Source organism: Ruegeria sp. BC5 (assembly GCF_056539205.1).
Genome location: NZ_JBQFUN010000011.1, coordinates 122587 through 140454, shown reverse-complemented (window position 1 = coordinate 140454; position 17868 = coordinate 122587). Strand labels below are relative to the sequence as shown.

General features: G+C 59.3%; 23 protein-coding genes. 12 read left to right on the top strand and 11 right to left on the bottom strand.

From position 1 onward, the window contains the following. The coding region (locus ACR0LY_RS19560; protein ID WP_480567489.1) for an EF-Tu C-terminal domain-related protein at positions 1 to 206 on the top strand (206 nt) is incomplete at its 5' end. A 101-nt stretch (positions 207 to 307) separates the two neighbouring features. On the opposite strand, the gene ACR0LY_RS19555 is transcribed toward ACR0LY_RS19560, so the two are convergent. Then, positions 308 to 649 (bottom strand): RidA family protein, encoded by a 342-nt coding sequence (locus tag ACR0LY_RS19555; RefSeq protein ID WP_170351824.1) that lies wholly within the window; start codon positions 647 to 649, stop codon positions 308 to 310. Between the two features lie 517 nt (positions 650 to 1166). Here ACR0LY_RS19555 and ACR0LY_RS19550 point away from each other — a divergent pair. Next, entirely contained in the window at positions 1167 to 1832 is a 666-nt protein-coding gene (locus ACR0LY_RS19550) for a Crp/Fnr family transcriptional regulator (RefSeq protein WP_170351823.1), read from the top strand. Here the strand turns inward: ACR0LY_RS19550 and rpe are convergent. Both rpe and phnF read right to left on the bottom strand, forming a co-directional pair. Next, complete coding sequence (gene rpe, locus ACR0LY_RS19545; protein ID WP_170351822.1) at positions 1829 to 2515, bottom strand: ribulose-phosphate 3-epimerase; 687 nt, start codon at positions 2513 to 2515, stop codon at positions 1829 to 1831. The genes ACR0LY_RS19550 and rpe overlap by 4 nt on opposite strands. Before the next feature lie 287 nt (positions 2516 to 2802). Beyond that, positions 2803 to 3513, bottom strand: a complete 711-nt coding sequence (phnF, locus tag ACR0LY_RS19540; protein ID WP_170351821.1) for a phosphonate metabolism transcriptional regulator PhnF — start codon at positions 3511 to 3513, stop codon at positions 2803 to 2805. Between the two features lie 103 nt (positions 3514 to 3616). On the opposite strand from phnF, the gene phnG reads away from it, so the two are divergent. Genes phnG through phnN form a run of 9 tightly spaced genes read left to right on the top strand, consistent with a single transcriptional unit; the run spans position 3617 to position 9264 of the window. Then, complete coding sequence (gene phnG / locus ACR0LY_RS19535) at positions 3617 to 4075, top strand: phosphonate C-P lyase system protein PhnG (RefSeq protein WP_170351820.1); 459 nt, start codon at positions 3617 to 3619, stop codon at positions 4073 to 4075. Then, entirely contained in the window at positions 4075 to 4650 is a 576-nt protein-coding gene (gene phnH, locus ACR0LY_RS19530; RefSeq protein ID WP_170351819.1) for a phosphonate C-P lyase system protein PhnH, read from the top strand. Before phnG ends, phnH begins: the two co-directional genes overlap by 1 nt. A 3-nt stretch (positions 4651 to 4653) precedes the next feature. After that, complete coding sequence (locus tag ACR0LY_RS19525; protein WP_170351818.1) at positions 4654 to 5745, top strand: carbon-phosphorus lyase complex subunit; 1092 nt, start codon at positions 4654 to 4656, stop codon at positions 5743 to 5745. Beyond that, a complete protein-coding gene (locus tag ACR0LY_RS19520; RefSeq protein ID WP_170351817.1) occupies positions 5742 to 5990 on the top strand; it encodes a hypothetical protein in 249 nt (82 codons plus the stop codon). Before ACR0LY_RS19525 ends, ACR0LY_RS19520 begins: the two co-directional genes overlap by 4 nt. Continuing rightward, entirely contained in the window at positions 5987 to 6847 is an 861-nt protein-coding gene (locus tag ACR0LY_RS19515) for an alpha-D-ribose 1-methylphosphonate 5-phosphate C-P-lyase PhnJ (RefSeq protein WP_170351816.1), read from the top strand. The genes ACR0LY_RS19520 and ACR0LY_RS19515 overlap by 4 nt, the downstream gene beginning before the upstream one ends. Further along, positions 6844 to 7248, top strand: a complete 405-nt coding sequence (locus tag ACR0LY_RS19510) for a VOC family protein (RefSeq protein ID WP_254428609.1) — start codon at positions 6844 to 6846, stop codon at positions 7246 to 7248. Before ACR0LY_RS19515 ends, ACR0LY_RS19510 begins: the two co-directional genes overlap by 4 nt. Before the next feature lie 5 nt (positions 7249 to 7253). Then, a complete protein-coding gene (gene phnK, locus ACR0LY_RS19505) occupies positions 7254 to 8024 on the top strand; it encodes a phosphonate C-P lyase system protein PhnK (protein WP_170351815.1) in 771 nt (256 codons plus the stop codon). 11 nt (positions 8025 to 8035) lie between these two features. Next, positions 8036 to 8719: a phosphonate C-P lyase system protein PhnL gene (gene phnL, locus ACR0LY_RS19500; protein WP_170351814.1), complete on the top strand. Its 684-nt coding sequence runs from the start codon at positions 8036 to 8038 to the stop codon at positions 8717 to 8719. Next, the gene (phnN, locus tag ACR0LY_RS19495; protein ID WP_170351813.1) at positions 8716 to 9264 is read left to right on the top strand and encodes a phosphonate metabolism protein/1,5-bisphosphokinase (PRPP-forming) PhnN; all 549 of its coding nucleotides are present in this window, start codon (positions 8716 to 8718) and stop codon (positions 9262 to 9264) included. The genes phnL and phnN overlap by 4 nt, the downstream gene beginning before the upstream one ends. Here the strand turns inward: phnN and ACR0LY_RS19490 are convergent. Continuing rightward, a complete protein-coding gene (locus ACR0LY_RS19490; protein WP_170351812.1) occupies positions 9246 to 9929 on the bottom strand; it encodes a DUF1045 domain-containing protein in 684 nt (227 codons plus the stop codon). The genes phnN and ACR0LY_RS19490 overlap by 19 nt on opposite strands. Before the next feature lie 52 nt (positions 9930 to 9981). Between ACR0LY_RS19490 and ACR0LY_RS19485 the strand changes: the two genes are divergently transcribed. Beyond that, positions 9982 to 11121 carry an alpha-D-ribose 1-methylphosphonate 5-triphosphate diphosphatase gene (locus tag ACR0LY_RS19485; RefSeq protein WP_170351811.1) on the top strand — a complete coding sequence of 380 codons (1140 nt, stop codon included), beginning with the start codon at positions 9982 to 9984 and terminating at the stop codon, positions 11119 to 11121. Here the strand turns inward: ACR0LY_RS19485 and ACR0LY_RS19480 are convergent, their stop codons facing one another. From ACR0LY_RS19480 to ACR0LY_RS19450, 7 genes are read right to left on the bottom strand one after another with little or no spacing between them, the layout of a single operon-like run. Then, positions 11122 to 11598 (bottom strand): class I SAM-dependent methyltransferase, encoded by a 477-nt coding sequence (locus tag ACR0LY_RS19480; protein ID WP_170351810.1) that lies wholly within the window; start codon positions 11596 to 11598, stop codon positions 11122 to 11124. Further along, complete coding sequence (locus tag ACR0LY_RS19475; RefSeq protein WP_170351809.1) at positions 11595 to 12362, bottom strand: polysaccharide deacetylase family protein; 768 nt, start codon at positions 12360 to 12362, stop codon at positions 11595 to 11597. Before ACR0LY_RS19475 ends, ACR0LY_RS19480 begins: the two co-directional genes overlap by 4 nt. After that, positions 12359 to 13501, bottom strand: coding sequence for a glycosyltransferase family protein (locus ACR0LY_RS19470; protein WP_170351808.1), 1143 nt, complete (start codon positions 13499 to 13501; stop codon positions 12359 to 12361). Before ACR0LY_RS19470 ends, ACR0LY_RS19475 begins: the two co-directional genes overlap by 4 nt. Further along, a complete protein-coding gene (locus ACR0LY_RS19465; RefSeq protein WP_170351807.1) occupies positions 13498 to 14082 on the bottom strand; it encodes a histidine phosphatase family protein in 585 nt (194 codons plus the stop codon). The genes ACR0LY_RS19470 and ACR0LY_RS19465 overlap by 4 nt, the downstream gene beginning before the upstream one ends. Further along, a complete protein-coding gene (locus tag ACR0LY_RS19460; protein WP_170351806.1) occupies positions 14079 to 15155 on the bottom strand; it encodes a glycosyltransferase family 4 protein in 1077 nt (358 codons plus the stop codon). The genes ACR0LY_RS19465 and ACR0LY_RS19460 overlap by 4 nt, the downstream gene beginning before the upstream one ends. Continuing rightward, positions 15155 to 16402, bottom strand: coding sequence for a glycosyltransferase family 4 protein (locus tag ACR0LY_RS19455; protein WP_170351805.1), 1248 nt, complete (start codon positions 16400 to 16402; stop codon positions 15155 to 15157). The genes ACR0LY_RS19460 and ACR0LY_RS19455 overlap by 1 nt, the downstream gene beginning before the upstream one ends. Beyond that, positions 16399 to 17613, bottom strand: a complete 1215-nt coding sequence (locus tag ACR0LY_RS19450; protein ID WP_170351804.1) for a glycosyltransferase family protein — start codon at positions 17611 to 17613, stop codon at positions 16399 to 16401. Before ACR0LY_RS19450 ends, ACR0LY_RS19455 begins: the two co-directional genes overlap by 4 nt. Between the last annotated feature and the right edge of the window lie 255 nt (positions 17614 to 17868).

Here is a 17868-nt window from a genome sequence, read left to right as displayed (position 1 = left end):
ACCGTCCGCAGTTCTACTTCCGTACAACGGACGTGACCGGCACCGTGACCCTGGCCGAAGGCACCGAGATGGTCATGCCCGGCGACAACGTGTCGTTCGAGGTTGAGCTGATCGCCCCGATCGCGATGGAAAACGGCCTGCGTTTCGCCATCCGCGAAGGCGGCCGCACCGTCGGCGCCGGCGTTGTGTCGAAAATCATCGAGTAAGGCGCTTACGCCAATACTCAAAGAAAGGGCGTCCCTTGGGGCGCCCTTTTTTTGTTTGGATTTATCAGTTCCTAGGCGCGCAAACTGCCTTTGCCGAAGGCTTAATCGTAAGCAGCATCCACGATAAATTCTACTTTCAGTTCGGGGCGTGCCAGCTTGGCTTCCCCGCAGGCGCGGGCCGGTGCGTGACCTTTGGGAACCCAGGCATTCCAGACCTCGTTCAATCCGGCAAAATCTTTCATATCGGCCAGCCAGATCGTTACACGCAACATATTTTCACGTGATGACCCGGCTTGTACAAGCAGGGCATCGATTTTTTCGAGGCAAATTCGGACTTGTTCCTGAATAGTGTCACCCTCGGCGACTTGTCCGGTCAGGTAGGCCACGCCGTTGTGTTTTACGATTTTCGAGGACCGTTCGCCGGTGTCGATGCGTTCAATCATGGGGCATTCTCATTTAGATGTTTGATGCGGCTGTTCATGGTCACAAGATGACCTGCTTGGCAATTTCTATTTTCGTGGCAAGATCTGCAGTCGTTTTGGCGGTTTAATTTTACCTCCACCTCAACGCAAAGAAGTGACCCCATGTTTGCACTCGAAGCAAACGGCGCGAGCCTCGCAGGGGTTGGTGTCAGAAAATCAGAGCTTGGGGTAAATCATGTTTGGACTTCCATTCGTACACTACAGCACGCGTATCCTGCACAGCACAGATCTGAGCGACATGCAAGCCGCAATCCTAAGCGCTGATGATCCTGAGACGGGCACCAGATCGCACTTGCTACATCCGCAGCAGAAAGTAAGCCACATAACCTGTCTTTCAGAGAAACCGGAAAGATTCCGGGTGAAAAAGTAATAGGCCGGAGTCAACGCTCTAGCCCACCTAACAGCGACTGCTAAACTCAACATGCACCTGTAAAGCACGCCTGGCCCCGGTCAGCGCGCAAAACTGATGAGGTAGGGCATGGTGGGTTTGGACCTTTTGGTAAATGCGGCGAATGTCTTTTACCTAATTTCTTACTCGGTCAGGGATATTTTCTGGCTGCGTGTTCTGTCGGTGATTGGCGCGATGATCCTGCTGCCCTATTACTATCTGCAACCCGCGCCGCTGTGGGCCCCGATCGGGTGGAACCTGTTTTTCACCGGTATCAACATCTTTTGGATTGTGCGTTTGTTGCTGGAACGACGCCCGGTGCCATTTACCGATATGCAAAGACACCTCTATGAAATCGCTTTGCGCAATTTCTCGGAGCGGGACGCATATGACCTGCTGAGAATGGGAGTTGCAAAAACGGTTCCGGTTGGAACCAATCTGTTAACGCAAGGTAGCCCGGTACACAGCCTATCGCTTATCGTGGATGGGGAAATCGGTGTTGAGATGAGCGGAGACCGAGTAGACACGCTGGGCGAAGGCCGGTTCCTTGGCGGGACGGCCTTTCTGGCCAAAGATCAGGGCTTTACCGCGCCGGTGACCGTGACAGCCCTTAAACCGTCACGGGTGATCGAATGGAACATGTCCGATCTGACTGCGGAACTGCAAAAACAGCCAGATCTGGCAATTTCAATCGAAGCCAGCCTTGGGCTCGAGATTTCGCGGTTTCTGCAAACCGCCAGATTACAGATGGCCTAAACCGCGGATTCTGCGGCAGCCCTTACGGCGCGAATATTGTCGCCATAGACACCGGAGCTTTCAACTGATCCACCCTTGAAGACGGCTGATCCTGCGACCAGCACGTCAGCCCCTGCGGCTGCAACCAACGGGGCTGTTTTCGGGTCAACACCGCCGTCGATCTCGATATGCACGGGGCGGTCACCGATCATCTGACGCAGTTTGCGGACTTTGCTGGTCATGTCGATAAATTTCTGACCGCCGAAGCCGGGGTTCACGGTCATGACGCAGACCAAATCGGTCAGGTCCAGAAGATGCTCGACGGCTTCGGCTGGCGTGCCGGGATTCAGCGCAACCCCTGCCTTCATCCCGGCTGCACGAATGGCTTGCATCGTACGGTGGGTGTGCGGACCGGCCTCGATATGCGCTGTAAGGATATCGGCACCTGCATCGGCATAAGCTTGAATATAAGGATCAACCGGCGCGATCATCAGGTGGACATCCATCACCGTTTTAACGTGCGGGCGGAATGCTTTGACGGCGGGTGGGCCAAAGGTCAGGTTCGGGACGAAATGGCCATCCATAACATCGACATGGACCCAATCCGCGCCCTGGGCCTCGATCGCCTGAATCTCTTGCCCGAAATTGGCGAAATCGGCGGATAGGATCGAAGGGGCGATCTTGATGGTGCGGTCAAAGCTCATGGTGGCCTCGTGTCAGCTAAAGAGTCGCGGTCGCGTATACCTGCGCTGCATTGCAAAGGGTAGCCCCCGCGGTTTGCCCAACGTTACAAAACTTTCACCGCGTTGCAGGAGTGCTTGAGCATTATAGGAGCAGTCATGTCTAAGGGCGGAACCACTCCCGCACTCGCAGGCGCATCGGCTGTGCCGATACCCCTTGGCGGCTTTGGGCCCGGCGCCACGCGCAGCGCTACGCCCAACGGGATGAGGCCTCCGCAAGGAGGTCGAAGACGGGCGAGAGCCTCCGGTGCTCAATCATTATTCAGGGTCAGGGTAACCCGCTCTCCTGCAAAAACCGTGCGCCCGTATTCGACCGGCACGCCGTTTAGATCGGCATTGATCCCCGTCGAAAACAGCACCGGAGCGCCTTGCGACAGTTGCAGATGCAAACCCTGTGTCGCCGTGGCAGCCCGCGCGGTCAGGCGGGTAGACACACGGGTGTAGTCTGCGACGCCACAGCGTTGCAGTGCCTTGGTCACGGATCGCGTGTCTTGCAGTGCAGTCAGGATGTCGGGCAGACGATCAGCCGGAAAGACGCTCTGAAATAGGCCGATGGGCTGGCCATCGGCCAGAGACAGGCCGTCATACACGTGAACCGTGTCTCCGGGGGTAAGCTGCAGAGCTTCGGCTTCGGTTTCATCTGCCGCGCGGGTGGTCAACGACAGGATCGTCTTGCCCGGCATCTTACCGCTGGCCGATATGCTTTTGTGGTATCTCACCCGTTTGCCAATTGGATAATCGGTCGGGCGCGAGGCCACAAAAACGCCTGACCCGCGCCGTGGGCGGACCAGACCTTGTTCGGCCATGTCCGACAGCGCGCGCCGTACCGTATGCCGATTGACACCATGTTGCGCCGCCAATTGCGCCTCGGTCGGCAACCGGTCACCGGTATTGTATCGCCCCTCGGCTATGTCCGAGGTCAGGCTGAGCGCAATGCTTTTCCAGACAGGCGTTTTATTCATGTCACCAAACTTTCACGGGTGCGCGGATTGCGGGTTCTCCGCGAGGGGTGTAATATTTGTCTAGTTGTATAGTTCATGTAGACAACCTGGCCAAGGGGGGTTGATGACCGATAAAACAAAAACCGCGAATGCTGCGCGTCAGGAATGGATGGGTTTGCTGGCCTGCGCTCCAGAAGAAGAACTGATTGCGTTGTTGGATGAAATCGGCGCGCCTCCGAGCTTTCAATGGCTCCGTCACCCCGAAGTAGGAGGTGTGATGGTGCGCGGACGGACCGGCGGCACAGGCGCGCCATTTAATCTGGGTGAAATGACGATCACGCGCTGTTCGCTTGCGTTGCAGGACGGAACAATTGGTCATGGCTATGTGCAGGGACGTTCCAAGCGAAAAGCGGAAATAGCGGCGCTGGTTGATGCGTTGATGCAAACCGACGCCGCCGGAGACGTTCGTGCGCGGGTGATCGCTCCGCTTGGTCAACAGATGCAGACAGCCAAAACAACCCGCGCCGCCAAGGCCGCGGCCACCAAGGTCGAGTTTTTTACGATGGTACGAGGTGAAGACTGATGACCGTGCAAAACCAATTTTCAGGCGGGTTCCAGAACGCACCAATTGAAGCGGCCCATGCTTTTCGTGCCGCGATGACGGTCATGGCGCGCCCGGGTGAGATCCGCCGGATCATCGGCACTCACCCACCCGCGCCCTTGTCCGTGGCGGCGGGAACACTGCTGCTGACGCTTTGCGACCCGGAAACCAGTGTGTTTTTGGCGGGTGAGGTTGATACGGATGCAGTGCGGCAATGGTTGACCTTTCACACCGGTGCGCCGCTTGTGACAGCGGACCAGGCTGACTTCGCAATCGGAACGTGGCAAGCGCTGATGCCCTTGGGGCAGTTCCGCATTGGAACGCCTGAGTATCCTGACCGTTCAGCGACGCTGATCGTGGAATGTGACGACCTAAATCAAGCAGGGGCAACGCTGACGGGGCCGGGGATCAAGGGCGTCGCCCTTCTGTCACTACCGGATATTCCGACGCTTCGGGCCAATGCGGCGCTGTATCCATTGGGATGCGATTTCTTCTTCACCTGCGGTGACAAAGTCGCGGCGCTGCCGCGGAGCACGCAGATCAAGGCAGAGGGTTAGTCGATGTATGTGGCTGTAAAAGGCGGTGAGAAGGCCATCGAAAACGCCCATGCCTGGCTGGCCGAGGAACGGCGCGGGGCGACCGATGTTGCTGAACTCAGCATCGCGCAGATCCGTGAACAGCTGAGCCTTGCGGTAAACCGGGTAATGGCCGAAGGGTCTTTGTTCGACCCCGATCTGGCTGCTCTAGCCATCAAGCAAGCGCGCGGCGATTTGATCGAGGCGATTTTCCTCATCCGTGCCTATCGCACCACCTTGCCCCGGTTCGGGAATACCAACCCGGTTGAAACAGACCGTATGGCCTGCGACCGCCGAATCTCGGCCACGTTCAAGGATGCGCCGGGCGGACAGGTGCTGGGTCCGACCTTTGATTACACACATCGTTTGCTGGATTTCAAACTGGCCGCCGAGGGCGAGGTTCCGCCCTCACCCAAAGGTCAGCCACGCACAGACCCGGTTCCGCATATCGCCGACTTTCTGAAGGATGAGGATATCATTCAAGATGAACCCGCAAGTGACGACGCTCCGGCTGATCTGACTCGGCAACCGATGGAGTTTCCGGCCGGACGCCCCCTGCGCTTGCAATCGCTGGCCCGCGGGGATGAGGGGTTTGTGTTGGGCATGGCCTATTCAACCCAGCGCGGCTACGCCCGCAACCACGCCTTTGTCGGCGAATTGCGCATCGGCAAAGTCGCGGTCGAGATGGATATTCCCGAGTTGGGCTTTGCCATCGAAATCGGCGAGGTGGAATTGACCGAATGCGAGTCGGTGAACCAGTTCAAGGGCTCCAAAACCGAACCACCCCAGTTCACGCGCGGTTATGGTCTGGTCTTTGGCCAGTCGGAACGCAAATCAATCGCCATGGCTTTGGTCGACCGCGCGTTGCGCTGGCAGGAATTGGGAGAAGACAATCTGGGTGCCCCTGCGCAGGACGAGGAATTTGTCCTGAGCCATGCGGACAACATTCAAGCGACCGGGTTCCTCGAACATATCAAGCTGCCGCATTACGTGGATTTTCAGTCCGAACTGGAATTGGTCCGCAAGCTGCGGCGCGACGCCGAGGCGAGGACTACACCGCAGGAGGCAGCCGAATGAGCCCAACCAACGCACAGCGGATAAGCGGTTTATTGCTCCTACTCCGTGTCCTTCACCCTGTGATCGCCAAGGTCAGGGGCACCGATTGCTTTCCAAATACCGGCCTTGTCCCGCAGCATCGATTCTCGTCGCCGTCTGGAATGGCGGATATGCAGGATGAGATAAAACATAATGGCCAAAAAGACCGCTCCACATACAAAAACGTCCATAAAAATACCAAAACACAAAGTGATACTTCAAAATGAATGAGTACAACTTTGCATATTTGGACGAGCAGACCAAGCGGATGATCCGCCGAGCTATCCTCAAGGCTCTGGCTGTTCCGGGATATCAGGTACCTTTTGCCAGCCGTGAGATGCCCATGCCCTATGGCTGGGGAACGGGCGGCGTGCAGGTATCGGCTGCAACATTGACGCCGGACGATACGCTCAAAGTGATTGACCAGGGGGCCGATGACACCACCAACGCCGTCTCGATCCGCAAGTTCTTTGAAAACACCGCAGGGGTGGCGACAACCGAGGAAACCGCGAAGGCAACTGTAATCCAGACACGCCATCGCATCCCCGAAGCAAAACTGACCGAGGATCAGATCCTTGTGTATCAGGTACCGATCCCTGAACCCCTGCGTTTTCTCGAACCGCGCGAGACCGAGACCCGCAAGATGCACAGTCTTGAGGAATATGGCCTGATGCATGTGAAATTATACGAGGATATCAGCCAAAACGGGGCGATCTCGACCGCATATGCCTATCCGGTAAAGGTCTCGGGGCGTTATGTGATGGATCCGTCGCCGATCCCGAAATTCGACAACCCGAAGCTGGAAATGGACGCGATCCAGCTGTTCGGGGCTGGGCGGGAACAACGCATCTATGCGCTGCCGCCGCATACCAAAGTGGTGAGCCTGGATTTCGAAGATTACCCGTTCGAACCCACCAAGGCCGATCATCCCTGCGACCTGTGCGGGGCAGAGGACAGTTATCTGGACGAGGTAATCATGGATGATGCAGGCAACCGGATGTTTGTCTGTTCCGACACGGATTACTGCCGCACGCGACGCGTGCGGGGGCACCAAGGGCGATTAAGCAAGGAAAGCGAGATATGATGCGGCAGAATGTATTGGGAATTGATCACCTTGGCCTGACGGTCGCTGATCTGGACGCCTCGAAAGGGTTCTTTGTCGACGGGTTAGGCTGGGACGTGGTGGGCGGCAAGCCGGAATACCCCTCGGCTTTTATCAGCAACGGTGCCGCCGTGCTGACCCTGTGGCAGCAGAAGGGTGACAACCGGCGCGGGTTCGATCGGCACGCAAATGTGGGTCTGCATCACGTGGCATTCAAAGTGCCGGACGAGGCCGCGCTGAACACCGTATTCGATGCCATCAAGGACTGGCCAGGGGTTATGGTCGAATTCGCGCCAGAGCCATCCGGCGCGGGTCCGAAAATCCATTTCATGATCCGGGAACCCGGCGGCAACCGGATCGAGTTTGCCTACGATCCGAGGTGACGGTTATGACACCCCTGCTTAGCGTTCAGGACATCACCAAGACATATGGTGCACGAATCGGCTGTACGGGAGTCAGTTTCGATCTCTATCCCAGCGAGGTGATGGGCATTGTTGGCGAAAGCGGCTCAGGCAAGACAACATTGCTGAACTGTCTGGCAGGTTATCTGGAGCCGGACACGGGGCAGGTGATCTTTGACACGCGCACGGATGGTCCGATGGACACAGTGACCATGTCGGAACCCGAACGCCGGATGCTGGGGCGAACGGATTGGGCCTTTGTCCATCAGCATGCCCGCGACGGCTTGCGCATGTCGGTCAGCGCGGGGGGGAACATAGGCGAACGGCTGATGGCCGTGGGTGAGCGTCACTATGGGTCGATCCGAGGCGATGCCATGGATTGGTTGGGGCGAGTCGAGATTGACACAGACCGAATTGATGACCGCCCCACCGCGTTTTCCGGTGGGATGCAGCAGCGCTTGCAGATCGCGCGCAACCTGGTGACGGGGCCTCGGCTGGTGTTCATGGATGAACCGACCGGTGGGCTGGATGTCTCGGTTCAGGCGCGCTTGCTGGACTTGCTGCGGGGGCTGGTGCGCGAGATGGGGCTGAGCGCCATAATCGTCACCCATGATCTGGCCGTGGTGCGGCTGCTGGCGGATCGGTTGATGGTGATGAAGGACGGCCACGTGGTTGAGGCCGGGTTGACCGATCAGGTATTGGACGATCCGCAGCACGCTTATACGCAGCTCTTGGTTTCAAGCGTACTACAAGTGTGAAAGGGAAGGCGATGATCGAACTTAAAGGTGTCAGCAAAAGCTTTACCCTGCACAATCAGAACGGTGCCGTGATCCCGGTGATGGAAGGCGCTTCGCTGAAAGTCATGCCTGGCGAGTGTGTTGCTTTGACCGGGGTGTCGGGGGTGGGCAAGTCGACTTTGATGCGGGTGATCTATGGCAACTATCTCGCGGCATCCGGTCAGGTTCTGGTTGGTGGGCTCGACGTAGCTCAGGCTGAACCGCGTGAGATTTTGAACCTGCGCCGCGAAACGCTGGGATACGTCAGCCAATTCCTGCGTGTCGTCCCACGAGTGCCAACGCTTGAGGTTGTGGCCGAACCACTGTTGGCCATCGGATTTGACCGGCAAGTGGCTCTGGACAAAGCAGCTAATCTGCTGGTGCGGCTGAACATTCCCGAACGCTTGTGGACCCTAAGCCCTACGACATTTTCCGGCGGTGAACAGCAGCGGGTGAATATCGCGCGAGGCTTTGTGCATGACTATCCGGCGTTGTTGCTGGATGAGCCCACGGCCTCACTGGATGCAAAGAACCGCGAGACGGTTCTGGCGCTGATCACCCAGGCCAAGGCACGCGGCGCGGCAATTGTCGGCATTTTCCACGATGTCGACGCACGCAAGCGCGTCTGTGATCGCCAGTTCGACCTGTCCGACTTTGCACCTGGAATGGCCGCATGAGCCTTGCCACTGTCATAGCCGTCGTGGGCCCGTCAGGCGTCGGCAAGGACAGCGTGATGCAGGCGTTGGTGGCACGTGCGATCGGTATTTGTTTGACGCGCCGCGTGATCACGCGACCCGAGGGCGAAGAGGGTGAGGATTTCGACCGAGTGTCTGTTGAAGAGTTTCATCAGATGGTTGCGCGGGATGCCTTTGCGCTACACTGGTCCGCGCATGGATTGTTCTACGGCGTGCCCCGCACCATTGAACAACAGCGGCAAAGGGCAGATGCCGTATTGGTGAACCTGTCCCGATCCGTCTTGTTGCAGGCCCAAGAGGTGTTTGGCGATCTGATCGTGATCTCTCTGACCGCTGACCCTGAAGTATTGGCGCAACGCCTGTTGATGCGCGGACGTGAGAGCGCACCTGAGCAGACACGAAGGTTGGCGTGTGCCAAAGTGCCTTTGCCCGAGGGGCTGAAACGGGTGATCGAGATTGACAACTCCGGGCCGCTGGAGGCTACGGTTGAAGCCATTCTCGACCAGCTTCAGCCGGAAAGGACGTAGCGATGGATCAGGTGAAACCGCCCATCCCTTGCCTCGCCCACCAAAGCCAGATCATTGATTTGAAAGGGCGCGGGCAGCAGGGGAACAAGGTGCGATTGCAGCGCGCGCTCAACTGTCGACAACGTGGGTTTGTCCAATTTACCGCTGAGGGTGATGTGAAAGCGGAAAGACTCCATCACATGCGGATAACCCCATTGCACCAGGTTAGCCTCTTGCCGGGCGTTCAGGCCATGGGCGCGGCGGCGGTGCAGTTCGGCCTCCGATGGCGGGGCACGAAAGCTGTCCAGATCACGCACACAGGCGGCAGCCAGCGCGTTCAGAGCGACCTCATCCCCCATCGGACGCAAAGCCAGAAACCGACCCAATCGGGCGATCTGCAGCCCGCCCAGGGCGACCGGGGCCTGCGTGGCCGCAAGCCGCGCGCAGGCGTCGTGCAACGCTTCAACCGACTGCCCATACCGCAGGCGAAACGGGGGCTTCATCGTCGCATGCAGCCCGTATTTGCGCGGCACCTCGGTCACGGCTGCAACGTCCACACCGTTTATCACCAGGTGGGCAATGGGCGTTCCGACCTCCATATCCCAGCCCAGCCAGCTGGTGGCGAATTTCGTCCATTCCGCCCGCGCCGGGGGCATAAAATAGATCGCGTATCGCGTGAATGTCACGTTGGCCTCCTGTGCGCAGCCTTTCCACTTGTTCAGACCGTGTGAAGTTCAGATGACAGAAGAAATGATCCTTGCCAATGCCACGCTTGTTCTTGCCGATGAGACGATCGCCGGCAGCGTCCGTATCGTAGGTGAATCGATTGCCGAGATCGCCACCGGCCGCACGGTTCCCCCGGGCGCGATTGATTGCGAAGGTGACTATGTCAGCCCCGGTCTGGTCGAGCTGCACACCGACAATCTGGAACGCCATATCCAACCGCGCCCCAAGGTCGACTGGCCGCATGCGGCGGCCATCTTGGCCCATGATGCCGAGCTGGCCAGCACCGGGATCACCACTGTCTTCGATGCGATACGCGTCGGGTCAATCCCCAGCGGCCAGCGTTACCGACGATACGCCCGCGAACTGTCTCGTGAACTGTGGCAACTACGGGAACAAGACGTGTTGAAGATCAGCCATTTTCTGCATCTTCGGGCCGAGGTGTGTTCAGAGACCCTGGTCGAGGAGTTAAACGAGTTCGGCCCCGAAGATAGGGTTGGGCTGGTTTCGTTGATGGATCACACACCTGGCCAACGTCAGTTTCAAGATATGTCGAAACTTGAGATTTACCTGAAAGGAAAGCTGGGGTTGGAGGGCGAAGGGTTTCAGCGCCATGTCGCGGACCTCAAGGCAATGCGAAAGCGCAACGGAGACAAGCACGAGGTCGAAACCGTCAAGGCCGCCAAGCGGTTTGGGGCCATGCTGGCCAGCCATGATGACACCACACCGGAACAGGTGCGAGTCTCGGCAGGACACGGCATCCGGCTGGCCGAATTTCCCACCACCGTCGAGGCCGCACGCGCCTGCAGCGAACACGGGATAAAGGTGATGATGGGGGCGCCTAATCTGATCCGGGGCGGGTCGCATTCCGGCAATGTGGCCGCTCAGGAACTCGCCGATCTGGGCCATCTCGACATTCTCTCCTCAGATTATGTTCCCGCCGCGTTGCTGTTGTCGGCTACACGTCTGGGGGAGATATGGGGCAATATGGCCAGTGGCCTGCGAACGGTGACGCGGACGCCAGCACAGGTTGTTGGTTTGGACGACCGCGGAGAACTGCGCAGCGGCGCGCGCGCAGATATCATCCGATTCTGTCTTCACCATGGCGCCCCGGCGCTGAACGGGGTGTGGTCTCGTGGACGGCGCGTGGCTTGATCAGGCGCGGTAGAACAGATACCGGTCCGGCGCGATGGTACCCGGACCTTTGATCTCTTCGAACCCGGTTAGAGGTTGCCCCGATATCAGCAACCCGCCGGGCCGCATTACCCGCGCAATTAGCGGGCTAAGACGCGCTGCTTCGGCAACATCGTCTTCTTTGATGCCACGTCCAAAATCATAATGGGCCAGCGCGATCTTTGGCCCGTCGATACCAAGCTTTTCAAGCATGGGCTCCGCTTCGCCCTGCAGAAAGTCCTCGGCCGGAGGGGTGCTGGACGGATGGCATTGCAGCACCCGGTCCATGACCCATATCCGCCGGTCCGGCAGAATTTCCCGCAAATGGTCATAGGTGCGACCGTTGCCCAGCCCCATGTCCAAAACATCGCCGTCCATGTCGCTGATCTGGGCGACCGCCCAATTCAACCCGTCGCGTTGCGCGGTCAGGCGGCGTAGCATGGAATCCAGTCGGCTCATTCGGGTTCTCCGGTTGGTATTGTGGGGCCTGCCCAGGCAAAACCGGGGCCGTCCAGAAGTCGGCTCAGCAGCTCTTGGATAAAGGTCCAGATCTCCTGATCATGGACCAGATGGTGGGTCAAGACACCAAAAGGTTCGGTAATGTCGGCGCGTCCCTCACGCCGGTCGCGTAAAAGGTCTGCTGTCTGAATGATCAACTTGTCCGCCGCCACCAACCCGCGCGTTCCGCGCCAGTCAATCGGGTCCAGATGGGTGTTGATCTGCTCCAGCCTTGGGACAGGTTCCCGCGTCTTGCGCGGTGTCGCTGTCGAGACGATGCGATACCCAAGATCAGGTAATTCCTGCACCACCTCGGGCGCGATGCGGTTCCAGGGCGGTACAAACATCGGACACAGCCTGTCTCCGAACAAAGTACGCAGGCGCTCCAGCCCGGATTGCGCGTCGACGATTATGGCCTCAAGCGGGCGGTGCAACCGGAATTCGGATTTCTTCTCGTCAGGCGGTGCGTGGTTTTGATGCGCCCATCCATGCACTACAGGAATCAGCCACGGCTGCTGCGTGACGTAATCGCCCAGCCCGGCATCGGCATCTCGAGGAATGATCGCCAGTTGAACGGGCAGGTCAAGCGACCGCGACAGCTTTGACAGCCTTTCAAGCTGCGGTGTCCTTGATATGGCGTCATCATCCCGCCACCACAGCGGCAGCGACAAGCCCTGCGCCTGCCAGATGTCCAACTCCGCCTCCAAAGGGCGCCAGTCCATCATCTTGTTTGCTCCCGCAAGTTCACGGCAATCTCGACCGATCTTGCGGCCCCGTCAAAGCCCTGCGCTGAAACCGGGCGTGGGCCATCTGACATGACCGACGCAACGGCCCGCGCTAATGAATCCCCATTAAGGGATTTGCTAGGCAACACATCGATGGCCGACAGGTCCGAGAGGCTCTGACCACGCAAACCCTGCTCAACCTCTTTGCCGTCGTCGAACGGGATAAAAACCGCAGGCGTTCCCGATTGCAAAATATCCAGCGCCGTGTTGTAGCCGCACATACTGACCGAGGCTGCCGCATGGGGCAGCATTTGTCGGAAGTCCGGGCGCACCGGTTCCAGCGTCACTTGGGCATCGCCCACGAGTTGTGACAGTTGATCAATACGTGCCCTTGCGTCCTGCCCGCCCACCAACAGGCGCCAGCGCCTGTTGGGTATCTTTTGGGCGGCCTCGATGGCCGCGCGAAAGATCGGCTGGCCCACAGATCCGCCACCGGCGCTGACCAGTATTTCGCCTTTGCCCACCGCGTCAGGATGCGGCACAGGCGCCTCGGGCGCAACAAAACCGGTATAGAACAACCGCGAGCGCAATCGGTCGGTCACCGGCCAGCTCACCTCCAGCGGAACAACGCTTTGATCTGAATGGACGAGGATACCGTCGTAATACCGGCACACGATCTCTTCCGTGCGTTCCGCCTTTGATGCCTTCGATGGCGGGGCCAGAATATCGCGGATCGAGCCCAGAACGACCGGCCGTCGCGGTAAGTTCCAGGCGGCCTCCAATGCGGCATTGAACTCTGCCGCAAGTGACCGGCGACCAAAAGGAAAAAGCTCGGTGATCAGCACATCAGGTGCGAAATTCTGCACGGCTGCGACCAATGCGGTTTCGCGCGACGTCAGATAGGCGGCATCGGCCACTTCATCGCTTTGGGTCAAAAGCCGGGTGAAATCCGTGCCGTCCGAACGCAGCGGTGGAAGCCCCAACAGGGTCATGCCCGCGCTGTCTAGCTGTGTTGCCGGCATTCCACCCGAGACAACAAAGGTCTCGTGCCCGGCCCGTACGAAAGCCCGGCCCAAAGTCAGCGCCCGGCTCAGATGCCCAGTGCCCAACAAGTGCGTGACAACGATCATCACCTTCATTGTGATGCCTCTGGTCTGATCAGGCGGACGGGTTCGGGCTGGGGACGTAGTGTCGACATATCGACGATATACATGCGGTTGCGTTTGATTTTAAAGGGGGCGGGGCCATTGAAATCCCATCCCCAGGCCCGCGCCAGAATGACCCGTATAATACCGATGTGGCAGACGGCAACCGTGTCGTCTGACAAAGCGTCCAGCCAGGGCTGCAGACGCGACCAGACCTCAGCTGGGCTTTCACCGTTTGGCGGACGAAAATCCCAGCTCCAGTCTTCGATATGGCGGTATCCGCTGTCTGGGTCGGCAATCAGGTCGACCCCGTGTAACCCTTCCCAATCACCCCAGTTCATCTCGGTCAGCGCGTCCGAAGTCTGCGGCTCGCGTCCCGCGACCAGACGGGCGGTTTCGCTGGCCCGCAGCAGGGGGCTGGACCAGAGGTCCGCGTCCTTCCATGGCGCGGGCAGTTGCATAGCGGATAGCTCTGCCTGCGCATCTTCGTCCAGCGGTATATCACTGCGTCCCTGAATGCGGCCCGCGCGGTTCCAATGGGTGTGACCGTGCCGAAGCAGTGCTAGCCGGGTCATGATCGAACCTCCATCAAGGGTCGTGTTGCCTGCCAGAACCGGTCGGTTGCTGCAGGCATCAGGTGACGTTCGGCCACGCGCGCGCGGGCTTTGGCCCCCAGTGACAGGCGCAAAGAAAGGTCATCCAGCAAGGTGCGCAGCCGTGCGGCCAATCCTTCGGGGCCAGCGTCGACCGAAGGATAGTCCGACGGGGACAGCACATCCCGCACGCCGGGCCGGTCCTGCGCTACAACAGGCACACCGCTGGCCTGCGCCTCAAGATAGATCATGCCATAGGCCTCGTTCACTCCCGGCCACAACAGTACCGAGGCCGCACCGTACAGCTTCTGCAATGCATCGCGGTCACATTGCCCCAGAAACCGGACCTTTGATCCGAACGGCGCCATCAGCACCTCGACTTCGGGACGTGCTGGGCCATCACCCGCAATATCCAAGGACCAGTCGCCGTCCAATAAGGCCAGAGCCTGCACTAGAAGAGTGTAAGAAGCCAGCTTGTCACCGTGCCGCATCATGCCCACGGTCAGCATCGGCCCCTCACAGCCCGAGGCGGGCGGCAAATCCGACCGAGGCAGGAACGGGGGCAGTTCCACAAGGCTTTGATCCCCGTACCGTTCCCGCTGCAGCGTGATCAGGTCGTTGGTGGTGTGGTAGAAGATCACCTGCGCCGCATCACAGGCGTCATGTGCAGCTTTTGCAAACCCGGCCCAGGGACCTGTCAGGCGGCTGGTTGCGCGGGTGCTTTCCAACTGAACGTAGGGAATGTTGCGCGCCTTGCAGACACGCGGGCCCAGCAGATCGGGGGCCTTGTAATAGTTGTGATAGGTCACCCAAAGCGCGGTGTCCGCGGGAAGATCGGCGAGCAGACGTTGCACCTCGGCGTCAGCTTCGGCGCGCAATGCGGCCTGCACCTGCGCGTCCCCGGCTTTGTCGTAGGTACGCAGCCGCGAGGCCAGTTCGACCGTATCCTCTCGCGCGGCGATCGCGTGCATCAGGTTGCGGGCCATTTCGCGATCCCCCGACGGCACCGGGCTGTCCGGCGCTTTCATCGGAGAGTAAAAGGCCACTCGTGCCATCAGCCTATGTCCGAACCCAATGCGCGCAGTCGTTTGGACAGGCGGGCAATGCCGGGGTCCATGCGGAAATCGGCGATCAAACGATCATAGGCGGCACTTGCCATCAAAGCAGTTTGCTGCGGATCGGCGGCCAGATCGATGATGGCGCTGGCCAATGCGGCCGGATCATCGTCGGACAAGACGCCGTGGGTGCCGGTTTCAATAAACTCGGGGATGGCCGATACCGGCGTCGACAGGATCGGCAAAAGCTGTGATGCGGCCTCCATCAAAACATTGGGTAGCCCGTCGCGGTCTCCGTCACTGGCGATCCGGCTGGGAAGCACAAACAGGTCTGCGCTGCGCATTGCTTCGATCACTTCGGGTTGATCACAAGCGCCTTGCCACGTTATCCGTTGCGACAGGCCAGCGGCGTCGGCTCGATCACGCAAGGCATTGCCAAGTGTTCCGCCGCCAATGTGCGTCCAGTGCCAGTCCAGCGTTTCTGGCAGCATGGCAAACGCGTCGATCAGCCGGTCAAAGCCCTTTTTCTCGACCAGACGACCGACCGAGAGCATGTGAAACGGCCCGTCCGGCGCGCGTGGCATACGGTTTGGCGGAGATGGAAAACGGTTCAGATCCAGCCCGTGATAGATCAGGTGAACCCGCGCGGGATCGTCGGCCAAACTGCGTAGATGGTCGGCCCCAATTGCCGTGCAGGTCGCACCAAAAGCCGCTCCATGAGTGTCGGCGCGCAGTTTTTCGATCTTTTCCCACTCGGGTGATGTCCAGATGTCCTTGGCGTGGGCAGAAAAACTCCACGGCAGGCCACGCATGATGGCGGCGTAGCGCGCGACCGAGGATGGGGTGTGCATGAAATGCGCATACATCACTTGTGTCGCGTCGGGTAATTCGGCGGCCAGAACGCAGGCCTGACCAAAACGCCGTATGCGGTTGTGGGTCGGATCACGGCGCAGATCGGCGCGCCAGACCCGGTAGGCCTCGGCATAGCCCGGCAGGGCTTGCGCAGTCTGTCGCGCAGCCCAGACACGCTGTGGTTCTTCGTAAAGGTATTCTGGCAGGTAATGCACCTGACCCTGAAAACGGTCGTGCAGCGGGTGCCGTTTTACGTCGGTCGGATGGCGCAAAGACCAGATGTCAAAGCTGTGCCCGGCCTCTTGCAGGGCGACAAGTTCCTGGGCAATGAACGTCTCGGACAGGCGCGGCCACCCTTTGACCAGCACCGCCAGTTTCGGCTGGGCTGTGGTCATCCGATGGCCCGTTCCTGTTCCTGGCCTAGCAACGCGTCAACGCGGTCGATGACATAATCCAACCCGTCCAGCAGCCCGTCCTGAATGGTCTGCGATGGCAGGGGTTGGTGCGGCAGGTCGCGGATCGCCTCGATCATCGCATCCGCTGTCAGCCCGTCGCGGTTTTCGTCCAGCATCCGCACAAGGCCCAGCCCTTCTGCGCGCGAGGCGCGAATCCACTGTTCTAGTCGTGGCGTCGTGCGAGGCACGATGACGGCACGTTTGTCAAAGGACAGAACTTCGCAGAAAGTATTGTAACCGCCCATACAGACCACCCCGGCGGCCCCCGCAAAAAGCGTTTCGATCTGGGATTCGAACCCCACGGCGGTCACCCGGCCATTCAACGCGGCAACGCGGGTCTCGAATTCTTCACGCAACTCACCGGAAAGAAAGGGGCCGTAAACCAGCACTGCACGCGGCGACAGGGTAGGGTCTTTTTCGTAAGCGGAGAGAACCTGGTTCACCATCGCCTTACCGTCGCCACCGCCACCTGGCGTGATCAGGATGTAGGGTTGTTCAGGTGGCTCGCCTACAGGGCCAAGATCCCGCCGCAGGTAACCGGTCCAATGCGTGCGCGATTGCGCCGCGTGGCTAAGCGGCAGCCCTTTGGTCGGATCATAGATCGAGCGCAGACCGTAAACCCAGATTTCGTGATAGAAGCGCTCGGTCGCGGCAAGGGCCTCTTTCCGCTCCCACTCGGCGGCCAGAACTTCGGGTTCGTCCAGCACGTCGCGCAGGCCAAGAACCAGCTTGGTGCGTTGCGAATGCAACAGATGTTCCAGTGTCGGCAGCAACTCCCCACGAAAACCGGTGGGTTCCTTGTCGACGATCAGCATATCGGGGTCGAATTGCTGGACGGCAGTCTGGATCAGACCTGCGCGCAGTTCGGTTACCTCTTCGATCCCCATGCCAATGGTGCGCGCTGCATACGAGCCATCGGCACGTTTGGTCACACCTGGCAGGCGCACGTGGTCGACCCGGCGCGGAAAGGTGAACCGACCTGCCACGGGTGACCCGGTCAGGATCAGGGCTGACGCTTGCGGGTTGGCTTGCGTGATAGCTGCGGCAAGGGCGCGCGACCGGCGCAGATGCCCCAATCCAAATGTATCGTGGCTGTAGAACAGTATGCGCGGCGCACGGCCGGTGATGTTGTTTTGTATTCCTAGGCTCATGCCTTCGCCTGTCGTGTCCCTGGGTGCAAATCCGCGCGTTAAACTCCGTTACCGTATATTCTTTGACGCCGCTTGCCAAAGGGGGTGCCGAGATTGTGCAAATTCGTCAAACATGGCGAAATGGCAACAGCCAAAGTACAGATGGTATTGGGGCGTTTTTCCCCGTTACACCCTGCGTTGATCTTGCCATTCCACTCATACTACTGGGTCGGTCATATTCAGTTTTTCCAAGGTTGCAAACACTCTTGTCGCCTG

Coding starts and splice junctions, on each gene's coding strand:
- ACR0LY_RS19450 (WP_170351804.1), bottom strand. CDS start 17,613: ATGAGCCTAGGAATACAAAACAACATCACCGGCCGTGCGCCGCGCATA.
- phnG (WP_170351820.1), top strand. CDS start 3,617: ATGACCGATAAAACAAAAACCGCGAATGCTGCGCGTCAGGAATGGATG.
- phnK (WP_170351815.1), top strand. CDS start 7,254: ATGACACCCCTGCTTAGCGTTCAGGACATCACCAAGACATATGGTGCA.
- ACR0LY_RS19525 (WP_170351818.1), top strand. CDS start 4,654: ATGTATGTGGCTGTAAAAGGCGGTGAGAAGGCCATCGAAAACGCCCAT.
- ACR0LY_RS19455 (WP_170351805.1), bottom strand. CDS start 16,402: ATGACCACAGCCCAGCCGAAACTGGCGGTGCTGGTCAAAGGGTGGCCG.
- ACR0LY_RS19480 (WP_170351810.1), bottom strand. CDS start 11,598: ATGAGCCGACTGGATTCCATGCTACGCCGCCTGACCGCGCAACGCGAC.
- ACR0LY_RS19515 (WP_170351816.1), top strand. CDS start 5,987: ATGAATGAGTACAACTTTGCATATTTGGACGAGCAGACCAAGCGGATG.
- phnH (WP_170351819.1), top strand. CDS start 4,075: ATGACCGTGCAAAACCAATTTTCAGGCGGGTTCCAGAACGCACCAATT.
- ACR0LY_RS19510 (WP_254428609.1), top strand. CDS start 6,844: ATGATGCGGCAGAATGTATTGGGAATTGATCACCTTGGCCTGACGGTC.
- ACR0LY_RS19520 (WP_170351817.1), top strand. CDS start 5,742: ATGAGCCCAACCAACGCACAGCGGATAAGCGGTTTATTGCTCCTACTC.
- phnN (WP_170351813.1), top strand. CDS start 8,716: ATGAGCCTTGCCACTGTCATAGCCGTCGTGGGCCCGTCAGGCGTCGGC.
- ACR0LY_RS19470 (WP_170351808.1), bottom strand. CDS start 13,501: ATGAAGGTGATGATCGTTGTCACGCACTTGTTGGGCACTGGGCATCTG.
- ACR0LY_RS19460 (WP_170351806.1), bottom strand. CDS start 15,155: ATGGCACGAGTGGCCTTTTACTCTCCGATGAAAGCGCCGGACAGCCCG.
- phnL (WP_170351814.1), top strand. CDS start 8,036: ATGATCGAACTTAAAGGTGTCAGCAAAAGCTTTACCCTGCACAATCAG.
- rpe (WP_170351822.1), bottom strand. CDS start 2,515: ATGAGCTTTGACCGCACCATCAAGATCGCCCCTTCGATCCTATCCGCC.
- ACR0LY_RS19555 (WP_170351824.1), bottom strand. CDS start 649: ATGATTGAACGCATCGACACCGGCGAACGGTCCTCGAAAATCGTAAAA.
- phnF (WP_170351821.1), bottom strand. CDS start 3,513: ATGAATAAAACGCCTGTCTGGAAAAGCATTGCGCTCAGCCTGACCTCG.
- ACR0LY_RS19475 (WP_170351809.1), bottom strand. CDS start 12,362: ATGATGGACTGGCGCCCTTTGGAGGCGGAGTTGGACATCTGGCAGGCG.
- ACR0LY_RS19465 (WP_170351807.1), bottom strand. CDS start 14,082: ATGACCCGGCTAGCACTGCTTCGGCACGGTCACACCCATTGGAACCGC.
- ACR0LY_RS19485 (WP_170351811.1), top strand. CDS start 9,982: ATGACAGAAGAAATGATCCTTGCCAATGCCACGCTTGTTCTTGCCGAT.
- ACR0LY_RS19550 (WP_170351823.1), top strand. CDS start 1,167: ATGGTGGGTTTGGACCTTTTGGTAAATGCGGCGAATGTCTTTTACCTA.